This is a genomic window from Streptomyces sp. NPDC058650 (assembly GCF_042717315.1).
Classification (GTDB): domain Bacteria; phylum Actinomycetota; class Actinomycetes; order Streptomycetales; family Streptomycetaceae; genus Streptomyces.
The window spans coordinates 115949-133613 of record NZ_JBHXRL010000008.1 but is presented as its reverse complement, the minus strand read 5'-3'; the positions used below and the strand labels follow the sequence as shown (position 1 = coordinate 133613).

Below are 17665 nucleotides of genomic sequence, written 5' to 3'. Positions count from 1 at the left end.
GGGTCAGCGCGGCAGGACGACGACGTACGCGGAGGGCTGTCGGTCCGGCGCGGCCATCAGGGCCGTACGGACCACGGTGGCCTGCTGGTCGAGGGCCTCGCGCAGTTTCCGCGGGGTCAGGTGGACGACCGTGATGCCGAGCCGCTCCAGGTGCTCGCGCTTGCGGGTGTACTCGGACCACAGCGCGTCGTCGTCCTGCCGGGGCGCCCGGGTGTCCAGCTCGACGGCGACCGCCTGGTCCGGCCAGTAGGCGTCCACCCCGCCCAGGTGCGGGCCGCCCGGCAGCCGCAGGTCCACGTTCCACAGCGGGTCCGGCAGCCCGAACTCCCGCACCATCTCGTACAGCCGCTCCTCGGAGAGCGAGCGCCCCTCCGCGAGCAGCGTGTCCACCGCGTCCACCACGTGCGGCCGGGCGAGCAGCCGGGCCCGGCTCAACTCCCGGACGATCGCGGCCGGTTCGCAGTGTCCGCCGCGGACCGCCTCGGTGAGCAGCCGGCGTACGGTCTCGGCGTCCGAGAGGCCCGCGACCGCGTCGGCGACGGCGCGGGCGGCCGGGGCGACGGGGACACCGGTGAGCTCCACGGGCTCGGGGTGCTCGGCGGCGCGCACCACCCGCACCCAGCCGGTGGAGCGCAGCCGCCGGGTGCGCGGGACGAGCACGTCGATCCGGTCCAGGGCGGTGAGTGGGGGAGCGGAGGAGAAGCGGTGCAGGGTCAGCGCGGCGAGCCCGGTGATCATCGCCTCGGGCCCCTGCGGGGGCACCGCCCCGGCCCGACGGGCGTACAGGAGCGCGGCGTTGAGCCGGTCCTCGCTGGTCGGAGGTCCGGGCTGGAGGAGGAAGACGCCGGGGAGGAGCTGCTGCCAGCCGCCGCCGGGTCGGCAGCGCGCGGCGACCTCGCCGGCGGGAACGCCCTGGGTCCTCAACTGGGCTGCGGACGCGAGTCGTTGGGTGCGTCCGGTGCGGGAGGCGAGGGGGAGGGGGCGGGGGGTGATGGGGGTGTTGTGGTTCATGCCGGGGGTCTTCCGCTTCCGAAGGCTCCCCTAACCCCTGTTACACGCTCGTCGACATTTAGGGACAAGCTCGCCCTAAAGTACGCGCGTTCGAGTGCCGATGGGGCACGCGTCGAAGCACGCGACAACCGCCCCGCACGCCGATGGGGGCCGCCCGCCGAAGCGCGCGGCCCCCATCACCCTCACAGCCTTACGCGGCCAGGCGGTCGCAGGCCTGCGCGCGCAGCGCCCGCGCCAGGTCGTCCCGCGCCTCCAGGACGAGGCGGCGCAGCGCCGGGGCGGCCGCCGCGTGAGCCGTCAGCCAGGCGTCCGCCGCGGCCAGGGTCGCGTCACTGTCCTGGAGCCCCGGGAAGAGGCCCTTCACCAGATGGATGCCGATCTGGATCGACCGCTCGGCCCACAGTCCCTCGATCGCCGCGAAGTACCTCTCCGCGTACGGCGCGATCAGCTCGCGCTGCGTGGACTGGACGAAGCCCGCGATCGTCGCCTCCACCAGCGCGTTCGACAGGGTGTCCGACTCGACGACCTGCGCCCAGGCCTGCGCCTTGACCGCGGCCGAGGGCCGCGAGGCCAGCAGCCGCACCTGGTGGCGCTTGCCCGTCGCGGTGTCGTCCCGGGACAGCTCCTCGCCGATCCGGACCTCGTCCGCCCGGCCGTGCACGGCCAGCGGGGAGAGCAGCGCCCAGCGCAGCTCCTGGTCGACGTCGAGCCCGTCGATCCTCGCCGTACCGTCGAGCAGCCCCTCCAGGAGCTGGAAGTCGGCGTCCGAACCGGCTGTGGCCGCGAAGAACCGCGCCCAGGTGAGCTGGTGCTCGCTGCCCGGCTCGGCCAGCCGCAGCTCGCGCAGCCCGCCCTCGGCGAGCAGCCGCCCGCCCTCCTCGCGCCACTCGGGAGCGGAGTAGAGGGTGACCGCCGTCTGCGTCCAGGTGTGGACCATCTGGACCACGCCGATGTCGGTCTCGCGGCCCGCGAAGGCGAGCGCGACGGAGACGAAGTCCCGGGCGGGCATCAGCCCGTCGCGGGTCAGGTTCCACAGCGCCGACCAGCACAGGGCGCGGGCCAGCGGGTCGGTGATGTCGCCGAGGTGGGCGCGCAGGGTGGCGAGCGAGCCCTCGTCGAAGCGGATCTTGCAGTAGGTCAGGTCGTCGTCGTTGACGAGCACCAGGTCGGGCTTCTCCTCGCCCGCCAGCTCCGCGACGACGGTCCGGGCGCCGGTGATGTCGGTCTCGGCGCGCGCGAAGCGCACGAGGTCTCCCTCCGCCGACAGCCGGTAGAGGCCGACCGCCGCGCGGTGCGGACGCAGCTCCCCGCTCTCCTGGACGACGGCGAGCTCGGTGATCCGGCCCGCCGCGTCGTAGGTGACGACCGGCGTCAGCGTGTTCACACCGGAGGTCTGGAGCCAGGACTTCGCCCAGGACGTCATGTCCCGGCCGGAGGTCTCCTCCAGGATCGTGAGGAGGTCGGCCAGGCGCGTGTTCCCGTATGCGTGGCGCTTGAAGTAGCGGCGCGCACCCTCCAGGAACGCGTCCCGTCCCGCGTACGCGACGAGCTGCTTCAGCACCGACGCGCCCTTGGCGTACGTGATGCCGTCGAAGTTGAGCTTGGCGTCCTCCAGGTCACGGATGTCGGCCGTGATCGGGTGCGTGGAGGGAAGCTGGTCGGCGCGGTAGGCCCAGGCCTTGCGGTTGTTGGCGAAGGTGACCCAGCTGTTGGAGAAGCGGGTCGCCTCGGCGTTCACGAAGGAGCCCATGAAGTCCGCGAAGGACTCCTTCAGCCACAGGTCGTCCCACCACACCATGGTGACCAGGTCGCCGAACCACATGTGCGCCATCTCGTGGAGGATGACGTTGGCCCGGCTCTCGTACGCGGCCTGCGTGACCTTGCCCCGGAAGACGAGCTCCTCGCGGAAGGTCACCAGGCCCGGGTTCTCCATCGCCCCGAGGTTGTACTCGGGGACGAAGGCCTGGTCGTACTTCCCGAAGGGGTACGGGAAGTCGAAGTTGTCGTGGAAGAAGTCGAAGCCCTGCTTGGTGATGAGGAAGACGTCGTCCGCGTCGAAGTGCTTCGCGAGGCTCTTGCGGCACATCGCGCCGAGCGGGATCTCCAGCTCGCCGCGCGTGTAGCTGTCGGTCACGTAGTGGTACGGGCCCGCCACGACACACGTGATGTACGTGGAGATCGGCGCCGTCTCGGCGAACCGCCACACGCCCTCGGCGTCCCGCTCTCCGGCGCCGTTCGACCAGACCGTCCAGCCCTCGGGCGCGGTCACCGCGAAGCGGTACGGGGCCTTGAGGTCGGGCTGCTCGAAGGTGGCGTACACCCGGCGGGCGTCGGCCGGCTCGTACTGCGTGTAGAGGTAGACCTCGCCGTCCTCCGGGTCGACGAAGCGGTGCATGCCCTCGCCGGTCCGGCTGTAGGCGCACTGCGCGTCCACCACGAGCACGTTCTCGTCGGCGAGGCCGTCGACGGTGATCCGCGAGCCGTCGAAGACGACGGCCGGGTCCAGGGAACGGCCGTTGAGGGTGACCGCGTTCACGGACGGGGCGATCAGGTCGACGAACGTGCTCGTGCCCTCGCCGGTGCGGCGGAAGCGGATCGTCGTCTCCGAGCGGAAGGTGCGCACCGCCTCGGCGGAGTCGCCGACCGCCGAGCGCAGGTCGAGGACGACCTCGTACCCGTCGACGGACAGCAGGGCGGCCCGCTCGTGGGCCTCGTCGCGGGACAGATTCTCACCGGGCACGGTCACTCCTTCGTGGCACGTTCGAAACAGCACCGATCTTCCCATGTGCCACTGTCACGCGGCACGCGGGAATGCCCTTGAGCGCCCGTGGCGTTTGCTCCTTTCGGCGCACCACGCACAGCACCACGCATCAGCACCGTGATCGCCACCGCCTTCATCACGGCCGCACCGAGGAGTGACATGTCCGAGAGCAGGACCACCGCAGACTTCTACTTCGACCCGCTGTGCCCGTGGGCCTGGATGACCTCCCGCTGGATGCTGGAGGTGGAGCAGGTGCGCCCGGTCGACGTGCGCTGGAAGGTCATGAGCCTGGCCGTGCTCAACGAGAACCGGCTCGACGAGGTCCCGGCCGAGTACCGCGAGATGCTGGAGACCCAGGCCTGGGGCCCGGTCCGTGTCGTCATCGCCGCCCAGCAGCTGCACGGCGACGAGGTCGTCGGCAAGCTCTACACCGCGCTCGGCAACCGCTTCCACAACAACGGCGAGGGCCCGACCCGCGAGGCGATCGCCGGCGCGCTGTCGGACGTCGGCCTGCCGGAGGACCTCGTCGAGTACGCCGACAAGGACACCTACGACGCCGAGCTGCGCGCCTCCCACACGGAGGGCATAGACAAGGTCGGCCAGGACGTCGGCACCCCGGTCATCGCGGTACCGGGCCCGACGGGCGACGAGGTCGCCTTCTTCGGTCCGGTCGTCACCCCGACCCCGCGCGGCGACGCGGCGGCCCGGCTGTGGGACGGCACGCTGCTCGTGGCGTCGACGCCGGGCTTCTACGAGATCAAGCGCACCCGGACGGCGGCGCCCAGCTTCGAGTAGTACCCCTGAACGGAAGGACCCCCGCGATTCGTTTCATCGCGGGGGTCCTTCTTTCATCCGCCTGCGGCGTGAAGGTTGAGAAGACGATCACGAGCAGGACGAGTGGGTGCGCCGATCAGAAGGAGATCAGCGGGACCGAGGCCTTGGCGGCCTGGTAGCGCTTGCTCACGTCCTGCCAGTTGACGACCTGCCACATGGCCTCGATGAAGTCCACCTTCTGGTTCTTGTACTGCAAGTAGAAGGCGTGCTCCCAGGCGTCGAAGACGAGGACCGGGACCGAGCCCTGGCCGACGTTGCCCTGGTGGTCGTAGACCTGCTCGACGATGAGCCGGCCGCTGACCGGCTCGTACGCGAGGACACCCCAGCCGGAGCCCTGGGTGGTCGCGGAGGCCTTCGTCAGCTGGGCCTTGAACTTGGCGAAGGAACCGAAGGACTCGGTGATCGCGTCCGCGAGGTCACCGACGCCGTCGGCGGCCAGGGGCTCGCCGCCGCCCCCGGCCTTCGGGCTGTCCATGTTGTTCCAGTAGATGGAGTGGAGGATGTGGCCGGAGAGGTGGAACGCGAGGTTCTTCTCCAGCCCGTTGACCGCCCCCCACTGGTCCTTGTCGCGGGCCTCCTCCAGCTGCTCCAGGGTGTCGTTCGCGCCCTTGACGTAAGCGGCGTGGTGCTTGTCGTGGTGCAGCTCGATGATCTGCGGATTGATCACCGGCTCCAGCGCCGCGTAGTCGTACGGCAGCTCCGGAAGTGTGTAGATCGCCATGTGCCCGGCCCCTTCAATGGCTCCTGCTTATTGCAACCTATGCGCAAGTGCAGGCTAACAGCAGGTGCGGGAGTTGTTGATCAGTCCTTCGACCTAGGTCCGGGAGTCCGGCCCGTCTTTCCACACATGGCGAAACCCCCGAACCGGAAGGCGGTTCGGGGGTTTCGAGGCGAGGCGGTACGGATCAGGACGTGCGGCCCGCTGCCGCCTTCTGGCGTACGAAGCCGACGACCGCGAGCAGCAGCGTCAGGCCGCCCGTCCAGTACAGCTGCACGCGCGTGCCCTCCTCGCGGGCCATCAGCACGAAGATCGCGGCCATGCCGGCGAGCGCCACCCAGGTCAGCACCGGGAAGGCCCACATCCGCACGACCAGCTTCTCCGGCGCCTCGCGCTCGGTGCGGCGGCGCAGCACCAGCTGGGAGGCGGCGATGAAGAACCAGACGACCAGGATGATCGCGCCGATGGTGTTGAGCAGCCAGACGAAGATGTCGTCCGGCCGCCAGTAGCTCAGCAGCACACAGGCGAAGCCGAAGACGGAGGAGACGAGGACGGCCGGGCGCGGGACACCGCCGGAGAGCTTGCCGAGCGCCTTCGGGCCCTGGCCGCGCGCCACGAGCGAACCGGCCATGCGGGAGGCGCCGTAGATGTTGGCGTTCATCGCGGAGAGCAGGGCGACCAGCACGACCACGTTCATGATCTGGCCGGCGGCCGGGATGCCCAGGTGGTCGAGGGTGGCGACGTACGGGCCCTTCTCCACGACCGCCTTGTCGTCCCACGGGACGAGGGTGACGATGACCGCCATCGAGCCGATGTAGAAGAGCGCGATCCGCCACATCGCCGTACGGACGGCCTTGGCGACGCCCTGCACCGGGTGCTCGGACTCGGCGGCCGCGATGGTGACCGTCTCCAGGCCTCCGTACGCGAAGACGGAGGCGAGCAGGCCGACGATCAGGCCCTCGGAGCCGTGCGGGAAGAAGCCGCCGTCACCGGTGAGGTTCGTGGTGCCGGGGGCGGGGGCGTCCGTGCCGGGCAGGAGGCCGGTGATGGCGAGCACGCCGATGCCGAGGAAGAGGACGATCGCGCCGACCTTGAGCGCGGCGAACCAGAACTCGAACTCGCCGAAGTTCTTCACCGCCGCCAGGTTGGTGGCGCAGAAGACCACCATGAAGAGCGCGACCCAGGCCCACTCCGGGCTGCCGGGGAACCAGCCGGTCATGATCTTCGCCGCGCCGATGCCCTCCAGGCCGACGGCGACGCAGAGCAGGAACCAGAAGGCCCAGCCCGAGGTGAAGCCCGCCCAGGAGCCGAAGGCGCGCTCGGCGTGGACGGAGAAGGAGCCGGAGGCCGGGTTCGCCGCCGACATCTCGCCGAGCATCCGCATCACGAGCATGACGAGGACGCCCGATATGGCGTAGGCGATCACGATCGAGGGACCGGCGGCGGCGATGCCGGCGCCGGAGCCGACGAAGAGTCCGGCGCCGATGACGCCGCCGAGGGCGATCATCGAGAGATGGCGCTGCTTGAGGCCGTGCGTGAGGCCCTCGGCGGGTGCGGTCGCGCCGTCCTTGCGGTCGGCCGGCGCGGGCGCGGTGGTCCGAGACATGGGCGAGCCCTGTTCACTAGCTGAGACGGGGAGGGAGCCCACAGTCTGGGTCGGCACACCGTTCAGAGGGAACCGATGTCCGCTATACGGTCACGACCTTCACACAAAGTGAAGGTTCATGATCGGTTCGTACGCAGCTCCCGCGCCCACGCGATCAGCAGCACCGCCCCGGTCGCCGCCGCCGACCACAGCACCTGCGGACGCGCCGCGTCGTCCGTCAGCATCAGGACGAGCACCGCCGCCATCGCGGCCAGCGCCACCCACGTCAGCCACGGGAAGCCCCACATCCGCAGCGTCAGCGTCTCCGGCGCCTCGCGCTCGATCCGGCGCCGCAGCTTCAGCTGCGAGACCGCGATCAGGGCCCAGACGAAGAGCAGCACCGCGCCGACCGCGTTGAGCATGTAGAGGAAGACGGAATCCGGCCACTTCAGATTGAGGAGGACGGAGACGAAGCCGAAGGCCACCGAGGCGAGCACCGCCCGGCGCGGCACCCCGCCGGCCGAGACCCGGAGCAGCCCCTTCGGCGCCTCCCCGCGCTCCGCGAGCGAGAACACCATCCGGGACGACCCGTACAGGTTGGCGTTGAGCGCCGAGAGCAGCGCCACGAACACCACCACGTTCATGATCTGGCCCGCCCCCGGCACCCCGATCGCGTCCAGGACCGCCACGTACGGCGACCGGCCCGGCTCCATCGACGTCCACGGCAGCAGCGTCACGATGACCAGCATCGACCCCACGTAGAAGAGGAGGATCCGCCACACCGCGCTGCGCACCGCCCGCGCCACGTTCCGCGCCGGGTCGGCCGACTCGGCCGCCGCGATCGTGACGACCTCCAGGCCGCCGAAGGCGAAGATCACGGCGAGGACACCGGAGACGACGCCCTCCCAGCCGTTCGGCAGGAAACCGCCCTGCCCGGTCAGGTTGGCCATCCCCACGGGGTCCGTGTCGGGGAGCCAACCGACGATCGCGAGCGTGCCGAGGATCAGGAAGAGCACGATCGCGCCGACCTTCAGCGCGGCGAACCAGAACTCGAACTCGCCGAAGTTCTTCACCGCCGCGAGGTTGGCGAGGGTGAAGACGACCATGAAGATCAGCACCCAGCCCCACTGCGGGACCCCCGGCGCCCAGCCGTTCGCGATCCGCGCCGCACCCGTCGCCTCCACCGCGAGGACGACCACCAGCAGGAACCAGTACAGCCAGCCCACCGAGAAACCCGCCCAGCGCCCGAGCGCCCGCTCGGCGTGGACCGAGAACGCCCCGGAGGCGGGCATCGCCGCCGACATCTCGCCCAGCATCCGCATGACGAGCATCGCGAGCGCGCCCGCGATCAGATACGAGACCACGATGCCGGGGCCTGCGACCGCGATGCCCGCGCCCGAACCGACGAAGAGCCCGGCACCGATCACCCCGCCGAGCCCCAGCATCGTCAGATGACGCTGCTTCAGACCGTGGGAGAGGGGCTCCGGTTCGGTGGCGAGGGAGTCGTGCATGTGGGGGCTCGTGCTCTCTGACGGTTTATGGAGACTCCACAGTCTCTCCAGTGAAGGCGCCCTGGCGCAAAAGGGACCTCCGCGCGCGAGTTCCCAGTGACGAGCGTCACGTGGCGTGAGGTGTGATCGACGGGGTTTGTTCGATCTCCACGAAGGGCTCGACCGCCGCTTTGTGGGCGGCTGACGGTGATCGGACGCTCACTCCTGGCATAGCGTCAACGTGTCCCACCCACCCTCACCCCGCGGAGTACCGATGAGCACCGCCGCCGCCCCCGTCCGTTCCCTCCGTGCGGGCTCCGTCCTCGCCGACCTGATCCCCGCGAGCCGCGCCCGCGACATCGCGCTGGTCGTCGGCGGCGCCGCCCTGACCGGCCTCGCCGCGCAGATCTCCGTCCCGGTCCCCGGCTCCCCGGTCCCGGTCTCCGGCCAGACCTTCGCCGCCCTGCTCGTCGGCACCGCGCTCGGCGCCCGCCGCGGCTTCCTGGCCCTCGCCGCGTACGCCGTGGCGGGCATGGCGGGCGTGCCGTGGTTCGCGCAGGCCACCTCGGGCTACGGCATGCCGTCCTTCGGCTACATCCTCGGGATGATGCTCGCCGCGACCGTCGTCGGCGCCCTCGCCCGCCGCGGCGCCGACCGCTCGGTGCTCCGCACGGCCGGCGCGATGGCCCTCGGCTCCGCGATCATCTACGCGGTCGGCGTGCCCTACCTGGCGCTCGCCACCGGCATGACCTTCGGCCAGGCCGTCGCCGCGGGCCTCACCCCGTTCCTCATCGGCGACGCCCTCAAGGCCGCGCTCGCCATGGGCGCCCTGCCGGCCGCCTGGAAGCTCGTCGGCCGCAAGAGCTGAGCGGGTCGAGGTACGCGAGAGGGCCCGTCGTTCCGGGGGAACGACGGGCCCTCTCGTACGCGTACGGACTACGGGCGCTCGGACGGCGCCTTCGCCCTCCACTGCCGGACCAGCGCGATCGCGATCACGAGCGCGGCCACCAGCAGCGAGAGCACGACCTGCTCACGGGCGCTGCCGCCGTCGTACAGCATGTAGCCGAGGACGAAGACGATCATGCCGATCGTCGCCCAGGTCAGGTACGGGAAGAGCCACATCTTCACGACCAGCTTCTCCGGCGTCTCGCGCAGGATGATGCCGCGCATCTTCAGCTGGGTCACACAGATGACCAGCCAGACGAAGAGCGCGACCGCGCCGGAGGAGTTCAGCAGGAAGGCGAAGACGGTGTCCGGCCACTTGTAGTTGAAGAAGACCGCGACGAAGCCGAAGACGACCGAGCCGAGGATCGCCGCCGTGGGCACGCCCCGCTTGTTGACCTTGGCGAAGGCCTTCGGCGCGTCGCCGCGCTGACCGAGCGAGAACGCCATGCGGGAAGCGGTGTAGAGACCCGAGTTCAGGCAGGACAGGACGGCCGTCAGGACGATCACGTTCATGATCTGGCCGGCGTTCGCGATGCCGATGGAGTCGAGGGCGGCGACGTACGAGCCCTTGTCGACGATCGACTTGTCGTTCCACGGCAGCAGGGTCAGGACGACGAAGATCGAGCCCAGGTAGAAGACGCCGATCCGCCAGATCACGCTGTTGGTGGCCTTGGTGACGGCCTTCTGCGGGTCCTCGGACTCACCGGCGGCGAGGGTGACGATCTCGCTGCCCATGAACGAGAAGACGACCATCAGCACACCGGTGAGGACCGCGCCCGCGCCCATCGGGAAGAAGCCCCCGGCGTCGGTGAGGTGCGCGAATCCGGTGCCCGGGTTGTCCGAGCCGGGCAGCACGCCGAAGACCGCGAGCATGCCGATGACGACGAAGGCGCCGATGGCCACGACCTTGATGCCGGCGAACCAGAACTCGAACTCGCCGTACGAGGCGACCGAGCCCAGGTTGGTGAGGGTGAGCACCACCATCACGATGAGCGCCCAGCCCCACTGCGGTACGGCCGGGATCCAGCCCTCCAGGATCTTGGCTCCCGCGGTCGCCTCGACGGCGAGGACGACGACCCAGAAGAACCAGTACAGCCAGCCGATGCTGAAGCCGGCCCAGCGGCCGAGGGCCCGGTCGGCGTAGGCGGAGAAGGAGCCGGAGGACGGCCGGGCGGCGGCCATCTCGCCGAGCATCCGCATCACGAAGACGACCATGGCGCCGACGAGGAAGTAGGACAGCAGGATCGCGGGGCCGGCCGCGGCGATGCCGGAGCCGGAGCCGACGAAGAGGCCGGCACCGATGACGCCGCCGATGGCGATCATCGAGAGGTGACGGTTCTTGAGACCGGCCTTGAGGCCGTCGGAGGAGTGCGGTGTCCCGGGGGTACCGGTCTCCTCGCCGTCCTTCGTCAGGGTCGGTTGCGTGTTCATGAACGCTTCCTTGCGTGTGGGGGGCGCTCGGATCGCGAGCCCGAGCATTGAACCCTGTGAACGGGTGTGATCGGAAGACCTCATTCCGGATAGTTGTGAGGACCACTCCGCGAGAGTCGAAGGTCCATACCAGGCCGGGTGAACGTCCCGACCCCGCTGACCGCTACCCGGCCCCTGACATGCCACACTCGGCACCATGCGCGTCTACATCGGTTCCGACCACGCCGGATACGAACTCAAGAACCACCTCGTCGAGTGGCTCACGGCACACGGCCACGAGCCCGTCGACTGCGGTCCGCACATCTACGACGCCCTCGACGACTACCCGCCGTTCTGCCTGCGCGCGGCCGAGAAGACGGCCGCCGACGCGGACAGCCTGGGCATCGTCATCGGCGGCTCCGGCAACGGCGAGCAGATCGCCGCGAACAAGGTGAAGGGGGTGCGCGCCGCCCTCGCCTGGAGCGAGCAGACCGCCGCCCTCGGCCGCGAGCACAACAACGCCAACGTGATCTCCGTCGGTGGCCGGATGCACACCCGGGAAGAGGCGACGAAGTTCGTCGAGATCTTCCTGAGCACGCCGTACTCGGGTGACGAGCGTCACACCCGCCGGATCGACATGCTCACCGCGTACGAGAACACCGGCGAGCTCCCCCCGATCCCGGCCCACCACCCGCAGGAGCCCACCGCCTGATGCCCGAAGGGCACACCATCCACCGGCTGGCCGCCGACCACCGCGAGCGGTTCGGCGGCCGTCCCGTGCGCGTCTCCAGCCCCCAGGGCAAGTTCGCCGACTCGGCGGCCCTGCTCGACGGGAGCGTCCTGGAGACCACCGAGGCCCACGGCAAGCACCTCTTCCTCGCCTTCGAGGACAGGGAATGGGTCCACATCCACCTCGGCCTCTTCGGCAAGGTGAACTTCGGCGCCGCGCCCGTCCCGCCGCCCACGGGCACGGTCCGGATGCGGATCGCCGACACGGACGGGTACGTCGACCTCCGCGGCCCGACGACCTGCGCGTACATCACGAACGCCGAGAAGCAGGCGATACACGACCGCCTCGGCCCCGACCCGCTCCGGCCCGGCGATGCCACCGACGGGGCTGCCAAGGCCTGGCGCCGGATCTCGAAGTCCCGCACGACGATCGCCGCCCTGCTCCTGGACCAGAAGATCATCGCGGGCGTCGGCAACGTCTACCGCGCCGAGGTCCTCTTCCGGCACGGCATCGACCCCTACCGCGCGGGCAGGGACCTGACGCCGGGGGAGTGGGACGCGATCTGGACCGACCTCGCCGCGCTGATGCGCGAAGGCGTACGCCTCAACCGCATCGACACCGTCCGCCCCGAGCACACGCCCGAGGCGATGGGCCGCCCGCCGCGCGTCGACGACCACGGCGGCGAGGTGTACGTCTACCGCCGGGCGCACCAGCCCTGCCACATCTGCGGCGGCGAGATCCGCACCGCCGACCTCGCCGCCCGCAATCTCTTCTGGTGCCCGGGCTGCCAGACCCGCTAGCCGGTCCAGACCCGCCAGCCGGTCCAGACCCGCCAGCGGTCTAGAACCCGTGCGGCAGCCACGGCGCCACCGGCGACCCGAAGGCGACCGAGGCCTCCACCAGGGCACCCTCCCTCAGCTCGCGCACGCGCCCCGCCGCCGCGAGCGACATCAGCGAGGGCCCGCCCAGGTACGCCGTGCCCAGCTCCCGTACGGACAGTTCGAGGTCCGCCGGATCCGAGGTCCGGACGCAGGTCGCGCCCTTCGTGTCACCCGTCAGCCGCCAACGCCCCTCGTTCCAGGGGCAGAACGCGTCCTCGACCTCGAACACCACGTCCACCGGCGCCTGGTACGTCCGCGCCTCCAGAGCGGCACTCACCTCCACCAGGCGCACGTGCAGCGCGTCCCGCAGTTTCGGGGCGCAGCGCCGTACGTCGCTCACCAGGTGCTGCCAGGCGTCGTCCACCGGCCGGCTGAGGACCCGTACCTCCTTGGTCAGGTCCACCGAGCAGAGGAACCGCCACAGCGCCGCCTCCGCCACCGCGTCGAGCCCCATCAACTGATGGACCGTGACGGCCCCGTCGGCACCCGAGAAGGACCACTCCGGCTTGATCGCGTAGTGCGCGAACCCCACGACCTCCCCGGCCCGTTCGGCGAGCACGCACAGCCGCGGCGAGGAGCCCTCCCGGTCGGCCGGCGGGTCGATCAGCGGCAGCCGCTCCCACTGGGGCAGCCGGGCGAGCATCCCCGGCCGACCGGGAACGAGCCGCGCGTACACCGCCTCGCACGCCGCGGAGGACTCCGTCAGGTCGGCCCGGCGCAGGACGACCCCGTCCGTGCCCTCCGGCACCGAGAGCCGCACCCGGGTCGTGTCGATCGTCGCCCGCGCCGCGTACGCGGCGACGCCGTAGCCGAACCGCCCGTAGATCTCCGGCTCCGAGGCCGTGAGCACCGCCACCGACTCGCCCCCGGCCCGCAGGTCGTCAAGCTGGCGCCGCATCATCGAGGTCAGGATCCCGCGCCGGCGGTGCGTCCCCGCCACGCTCACCATCGTCACTCCGCCCACCGGCACCGACGCCCCGCCCGGCACCGTGAGCCGGAACGAGAACGCGCCCGCCGTCCCCACGCACAGATCGCCGTCCCACACACCCAAGAAGCGGTCGAACTCGGTCAGATCGCGCCAGAGCGTGCGCTCCTCCGGAGCCTCGGCCACACCCCCGAACGCCAGCTCCAGGACCTCGTACCAGCGATCCCACTCGGTCGGGTCGAGTACCCGCAGTTCAGTCGTCATATGCCATCGATATCAGCGCCGCCCGCCCGGGGCGACCCGATTTCACGCACATTGTCACCGGGGTACCCCTGCGCGATGTCGGACGGGGTGGATAGGGTCCAGGCCAATGGGACACCGCGCGGGAGTGAACACGTACGCGGCCCGGACGCGCAGACGCGCCCGCCGGGCCCGCATCGCGCTGCGCAAGTCCGGCGTCGACTACTTCCGCGGCGACGGCTCCGACTGGCTCGCCTTCGCCGGACTCCTGCTGATGATCCCGGCCATCGCCTGCGGCACCCTCCTCGACCCGGTCTGGTGCGCGCCCGCCGCGCTCGTCCTGCCCATCGTGGCCGGCGGGCTGCTGCTGCGCCCCGCCAGCCTGCTCGGCCTGTACGCGGCCGCCGCCGGCGCCCTCATCGTCGAGTCCGTCGTCCTCGGCCCGTACACCCAGGGCCCCGCCCGGGTCACCCCCGGCACCGTCCTCACCGTCGCCGCCTGCGGGCTCTTCGGACTCCTCATCGCCCAGTTCCGCGCCCGGGTCGGCGTCCCCTGGCGGCGCGGCGGCACCATGCTCTTCGACCTGCGCGAACGCATCCGCGTTCAGAGCGCCCTGCCCCGGCTCCCGCAGGGCTGGCACCGCGAGATGGCGCTCCGCCCGGCTGGCGGCCAGTCCTTCTCGGGCGACTTCGTCGTCGCCGCCCGCACCCACGGCGGCCGCACCCTGGAGGTCGTCCTCACCGACGTCTCGGGCAAGGGCATGGACGCGGCCTCCCGCTCCCTGCTGCTCTCCGGTGCCTTCGGCGGCCTCCTCGGCTCGCTCCCGCCGCACGGCTTCCTCCCCGCCGCCAACGGCTACCTGCTCCGCCAGAACTGGGACGAGGGCTTCGCCACCTCCGTCCACCTCGTCCTCGACCTGGACTCCGGCGACTACGAACTCTTCTCCGCCGGCCACCTCCCCGCGCTCCAGCTCCACGCGGGCAGCGGCAGCTGGGAGGAGAAGGCCGCGGACGGCCCCCTCCTCGGCGTCTACGACAGGGCCGAGTTCCACCCGGTCAAGGGCTCGCTGCTGCACGGCGACGTCCTCATGCTCTTCACCGACGGCCTCGTCGAGGCCGCCGACCGGGACATCGCCGAGGGCATCGACCGCCTCACCGGCGAGGCCGACCGCTGTGTCGTCGAGGGCTTCGAGGGCGTCGCCTGGCATCTGATCGAGGCCGTCGCCAAGGACGTCAACGACGACCGGGCGCTGCTGCTCATCTCCCGCCGCGCCTGACCGGCCACCCCGGTGTGACGTGATCTTCTCCACGACGATTCGTCACGACGCGGCGGGGGCAGGGGAGTTGATGGCACCATGGAGGCAGCGGGGGGTGGTGTGCGACGTGCGCTCCCCGGCGGCAAGGCGGGACCGACCGAGGGTGTGATCAGTTGTGGCCATTTCACTGTCTGTGGTGTTGCTGTTGGCAATCATCCTGGTGGTGCTGATCCGCGGGGGGAACCTCAAGGGCGGACCGGCTGTGATCGCGGTGCTCTTCGGCTTCTTCCTCGCCTCCACCGGCATGGCCGACGACATCCAGCGCTTCCTGGACTCGATAACGCAGACGGTCGGCTCCATCAAGTTCTGAGCCGGCGCGGGCGGAGGACGGCGTCAGGCCGCCGACTTCCGGGACTTGGCCGCCTTCGACTTCCCGGCCGTCGTCGCGGCCTTCGCCTTGGTGTCCGCAGCCGGTTTCGCATCCGGTTTCGCGGCCGGCGTCTCGGCCGTCTTCGCGATCGGCTTCGCGGGCTTCGTGGCCGGCTTCGGGGCGGACCGCTTCGCCCCCATGTCGCCGCCCGTGACGGCGGGACTCGGCTTCGCCGCCTCCCGGGGGCCGGCCGTCGACCACTTGAGCTCGATCTCCAGCTCGATCTCCCCGTCGCCCACCTCCAGTTCCACCTCGCTGCGGAACTTTTCGGGGATGTGCAGGCTCAGCGTTCCGGTCCCCAGCTCCAGTTCGGCCTCCCCGCCCTTCCTCAGCGCGGCGGCGAGAGCGGTCAGCTGATCGGCTGCCTCAAGACGGGACACCGAGCGCTTCCGCTCGAACTTCAGGTCCTTCATCGCTACCTCCGGTGCGGCGGGAGACGGGCTGAGCCCAGTCTGCGCGAGCCTGCCGGACCCGGCATCTCGCGAGCCCTCCGGCAAACGCCTCAGGGCCGGCCCGGGAGACTTCTCCGGACCGGCCCTGAGACCGTGGAGCGGGTGACGGGAATCGAACCCGCGTAGCTAGTTTGGAAGACTAGTGCTCTACCATTGAGCTACACCCGCACAGCATCGCGCCGCAGGTCACGAGGACCGCGGCTCGAAGAGCATGGTAGCCGGTCCGGGGACCTTCGTGCACACCCCTTGAAATGGGGGGCGCCGCACTGTCCCCGTCCATGTACCCTACGTGTCGCACCGACGGGGTGTGGCGCAGCTTGGTAGCGCGTCCGCTTTGGGAGCGGAAGGCCGTGGGTTCAAATCCCGCCACCCCGACCATGACGATCACGGGTCCGATGGGCCTCGTTCTTGATCGCGTTGTGGCTGCCTCCCCGCTTGCGGTTACTATGCAAGCTGCGTGCCCGTGTGTCTTTCTGACCGGGCCGACCCGCCGGAACCGCTTCAGACGCGGAGACGGTGGATTCCAGGAATCAGCCACAAGGAGACCTAACCGTGAAGAGCGCCGTGGAGACCCTGAACCCGACCCGGGTTCGGCTCACTGTCGAGGTGCCCTTCGAGGAGCTCAAGGACAGCCTCGACGCGGCGTACAAGAAGATCAACCAGCAGGTCACGGTCAAGGGCTTCCGTAAGGGCAAGATCCCGGCTCGCGTGATCGACCAGCGGTTCGGCCGCGGCGCCGTGCTGGAAGAGGCCGTCAACGACGCGCTCCCGAAGTTCTACACCGAGGCCGTCAACGAGGCCGAGGTCAACCCGCTGGGCCAGCCCGAGGTCGACATCACGGAGCTGAAGGACGGCGAACTGCTGGCCTTCACCGCCGAGGTCGACATCCGCCCGACGATCGAGATCCCGGACTACTCCGGCATCGAGGTCACCGTCGACGCGGTCGAGGTCACCGACGAGGACATCGAGAAGTCGGTGGAGCAGCTCCGCGAGCGCTTCGCCTCGACCTCCACGGTCGAGCGGGCCGCCCAGGACGGCGACGTCGTCACCATCGACCTTGAGGCCAAGGTCGACGGCGAGATCCTCCCCGACGGTGTCGCCGACGGTGTCTCGTACACCATCGGTTCGGGTGAGCTGCTCGACGGCATCGACGAGGCCGTCAAGGGCCTGGAGGCCGGTGGCGAGGCCACCTTCACCTCGCAGCTGAAGGGCGGCTCCGCCGAGGGCAAGGACGCGGAGGTCACCGTCAAGGTCACCACCGTCGCCGCCCGTGAGCTCCCCGAGCTGGACGACGAGTTCGCGCAGATGGCGTCGGAGTTCGACACCCTCGACGAGCTCAAGGCCGACAGCCGCAAGCGCCTCGAGAACATGAAGCAGTTCGACCAGGCCACCCAGGCCCAGGAGCGCGTCCTCGACGAGCTCCTCAAGCTGGTCGAGGTCCCGATGCCCGAGAAGCTTCTCGAGGACGAGATCAACACCCGCAAGCACAACCTGGAGCACCACCAGCTCGGCCAGATGGGCATCGACCTCGCGAAGTACCTGGAGCTCCAGGGCAAGACCGAGGAAGAGTTCCTGGCGGAGACCAAGGAGCAGGCCGAGAAGGGCATCAAGACGCAGTTCATCCTCGATGAGCTCGTCAACAAGGAGAAGCTCGAGGTCTCCCGCGAGGAGCTCACCGAGCACCTCTTCCGTCGCGCCGCCTCCTCCGGCATGAGCCCCGACCAGTTCGCCCAGGCCGTGGCCCAGGGCGGCCAGGTGCCGATGCTCGTCGGCGAGGTCGCCCGCGGCAAGGCCCTCGCGGTCGTCGTCGAGGCCGCCAAGGTCGTCGACACCACGGGTGAGGTCGTCGACCTCTCCGACGACGAGGACGAGGTCGAGACCGCCGCCGAGGCCGTCGAGGCCGTCACCGGCGAGGCCGAGGTCTCCGAGGACAAGTAAGCGGCTCCGCGCCCCGGCGCGGAACCCCGCTCCACGGGCCCGTACGCACTGCTGTGCGTA

At 70.4% G+C, this 17665-nt stretch carries 15 protein-coding genes and 2 tRNA genes; 8 read left to right on the top strand and 9 right to left on the bottom strand.

Translation table 11 applies throughout. The features are described from left to right. Nucleotides 1-3: 3 nt before the first annotated feature. Nucleotides 4-1011 carry a hypothetical protein gene (locus tag ACFWWU_RS16675; protein WP_384145291.1) on the bottom strand — a complete coding sequence of 336 codons (1008 nt, stop codon included), beginning with the start codon at nucleotides 1009-1011 and terminating at the stop codon, nucleotides 4-6. A 190-nt stretch (nucleotides 1012-1201) separates the two neighbouring features. Continuing rightward, on the bottom strand, nucleotides 1202-3751 hold the full coding sequence (pepN, locus tag ACFWWU_RS16670) for an aminopeptidase N (protein WP_384145289.1): 2550 nt from the start codon (nucleotides 3749-3751) through the stop codon (nucleotides 1202-1204). A 180-nt stretch (nucleotides 3752-3931) separates the two neighbouring features. On the opposite strand from pepN, the gene ACFWWU_RS16665 reads away from it, so the two are divergent. Beyond that, nucleotides 3932-4567: a DsbA family protein gene (locus ACFWWU_RS16665; RefSeq protein WP_384145286.1), complete on the top strand. Its 636-nt coding sequence runs from the start codon at nucleotides 3932-3934 to the stop codon at nucleotides 4565-4567. 115 nt (nucleotides 4568-4682) lie between these two features. Here the strand turns inward: ACFWWU_RS16665 and ACFWWU_RS16660 are convergent, their stop codons facing one another. The 3 genes from ACFWWU_RS16660 to ACFWWU_RS16650 form a co-directional block, all read right to left on the bottom strand. Beyond that, nucleotides 4683-5327, bottom strand: coding sequence for a superoxide dismutase (locus tag ACFWWU_RS16660; protein WP_384145283.1), 645 nt, complete (start codon nucleotides 5325-5327; stop codon nucleotides 4683-4685). 184 nt (nucleotides 5328-5511) lie between these two features. Beyond that, nucleotides 5512-6930 carry an amino acid permease gene (locus tag ACFWWU_RS16655; protein WP_384145278.1) on the bottom strand — a complete coding sequence of 473 codons (1419 nt, stop codon included), beginning with the start codon at nucleotides 6928-6930 and terminating at the stop codon, nucleotides 5512-5514. A 116-nt stretch (nucleotides 6931-7046) separates the two neighbouring features. After that, nucleotides 7047-8420 carry an amino acid permease gene (locus ACFWWU_RS16650; protein ID WP_384145275.1) on the bottom strand — a complete coding sequence of 458 codons (1374 nt, stop codon included), beginning with the start codon at nucleotides 8418-8420 and terminating at the stop codon, nucleotides 7047-7049. 253 nt (nucleotides 8421-8673) lie between these two features. Between ACFWWU_RS16650 and ACFWWU_RS16645 the strand changes: the two genes are divergently transcribed. Beyond that, nucleotides 8674-9267: a biotin transporter BioY gene (locus ACFWWU_RS16645; protein WP_384145272.1), complete on the top strand. Its 594-nt coding sequence runs from the start codon at nucleotides 8674-8676 to the stop codon at nucleotides 9265-9267. A 68-nt stretch (nucleotides 9268-9335) separates the two neighbouring features. Here the strand turns inward: ACFWWU_RS16645 and ACFWWU_RS16640 are convergent, their stop codons facing one another. Continuing rightward, nucleotides 9336-10775: an amino acid permease gene (locus ACFWWU_RS16640; protein ID WP_384145269.1), complete on the bottom strand. Its 1440-nt coding sequence runs from the start codon at nucleotides 10773-10775 to the stop codon at nucleotides 9336-9338. A 196-nt stretch (nucleotides 10776-10971) separates the two neighbouring features. Here ACFWWU_RS16640 and ACFWWU_RS16635 point away from each other — a divergent pair, with 196 nt between their 5' ends. Together ACFWWU_RS16635 and ACFWWU_RS16630 are read left to right on the top strand one after the other, a co-directional pair. Continuing rightward, nucleotides 10972-11466 (top strand): ribose-5-phosphate isomerase, encoded by a 495-nt coding sequence (locus ACFWWU_RS16635; protein ID WP_384145266.1) that lies wholly within the window; start codon nucleotides 10972-10974, stop codon nucleotides 11464-11466. Continuing rightward, a complete protein-coding gene (locus ACFWWU_RS16630) occupies nucleotides 11466-12284 on the top strand; it encodes an Fpg/Nei family DNA glycosylase (RefSeq protein ID WP_384145263.1) in 819 nt (272 codons plus the stop codon). Before ACFWWU_RS16635 ends, ACFWWU_RS16630 begins: the two co-directional genes overlap by 1 nt. 40 nt (nucleotides 12285-12324) lie before the next feature. Here ACFWWU_RS16630 and ACFWWU_RS16625 read toward each other — a convergent pair whose 3' ends face one another. Then, a complete protein-coding gene (locus tag ACFWWU_RS16625; protein ID WP_384145260.1) occupies nucleotides 12325-13554 on the bottom strand; it encodes a GNAT family N-acetyltransferase in 1230 nt (409 codons plus the stop codon). 106 nt (nucleotides 13555-13660) lie between these two features. Here ACFWWU_RS16625 and ACFWWU_RS16620 point away from each other — a divergent pair, with 106 nt between their 5' ends. Both ACFWWU_RS16620 and ACFWWU_RS16615 read left to right on the top strand, forming a co-directional pair. Next, complete coding sequence (locus tag ACFWWU_RS16620) at nucleotides 13661-14806, top strand: PP2C family protein-serine/threonine phosphatase (protein ID WP_384145256.1); 1146 nt, start codon at nucleotides 13661-13663, stop codon at nucleotides 14804-14806. A 154-nt stretch (nucleotides 14807-14960) separates the two neighbouring features. Beyond that, nucleotides 14961-15155 (top strand): hypothetical protein, encoded by a 195-nt coding sequence (locus ACFWWU_RS16615; RefSeq protein WP_024755527.1) that lies wholly within the window; start codon nucleotides 14961-14963, stop codon nucleotides 15153-15155. Nucleotides 15156-15178: 23 nt separating this feature from the next. On the opposite strand, the gene ACFWWU_RS16610 is transcribed toward ACFWWU_RS16615, so the two are convergent. Together ACFWWU_RS16610 and ACFWWU_RS16605 are read right to left on the bottom strand one after the other, a co-directional pair. Further along, entirely contained in the window at nucleotides 15179-15628 is a 450-nt protein-coding gene (locus ACFWWU_RS16610; protein WP_384145253.1) for an amphi-Trp domain-containing protein, read from the bottom strand. A gap of 133 nt (nucleotides 15629-15761) precedes the next feature. Beyond that, a tRNA-Gly gene (locus tag ACFWWU_RS16605) sits at nucleotides 15762-15835 on the bottom strand. A gap of 133 nt (nucleotides 15836-15968) precedes the next feature. On the opposite strand from ACFWWU_RS16605, the gene ACFWWU_RS16600 reads away from it, so the two are divergent. After that, nucleotides 15969-16045 (top strand) — tRNA-Pro (locus ACFWWU_RS16600). Between the two features lie 174 nt (nucleotides 16046-16219). Continuing rightward, a complete protein-coding gene (tig, locus tag ACFWWU_RS16595; RefSeq protein WP_384145250.1) occupies nucleotides 16220-17605 on the top strand; it encodes a trigger factor in 1386 nt (461 codons plus the stop codon). Nucleotides 17606-17665: the final 60 nt, after the last annotated feature.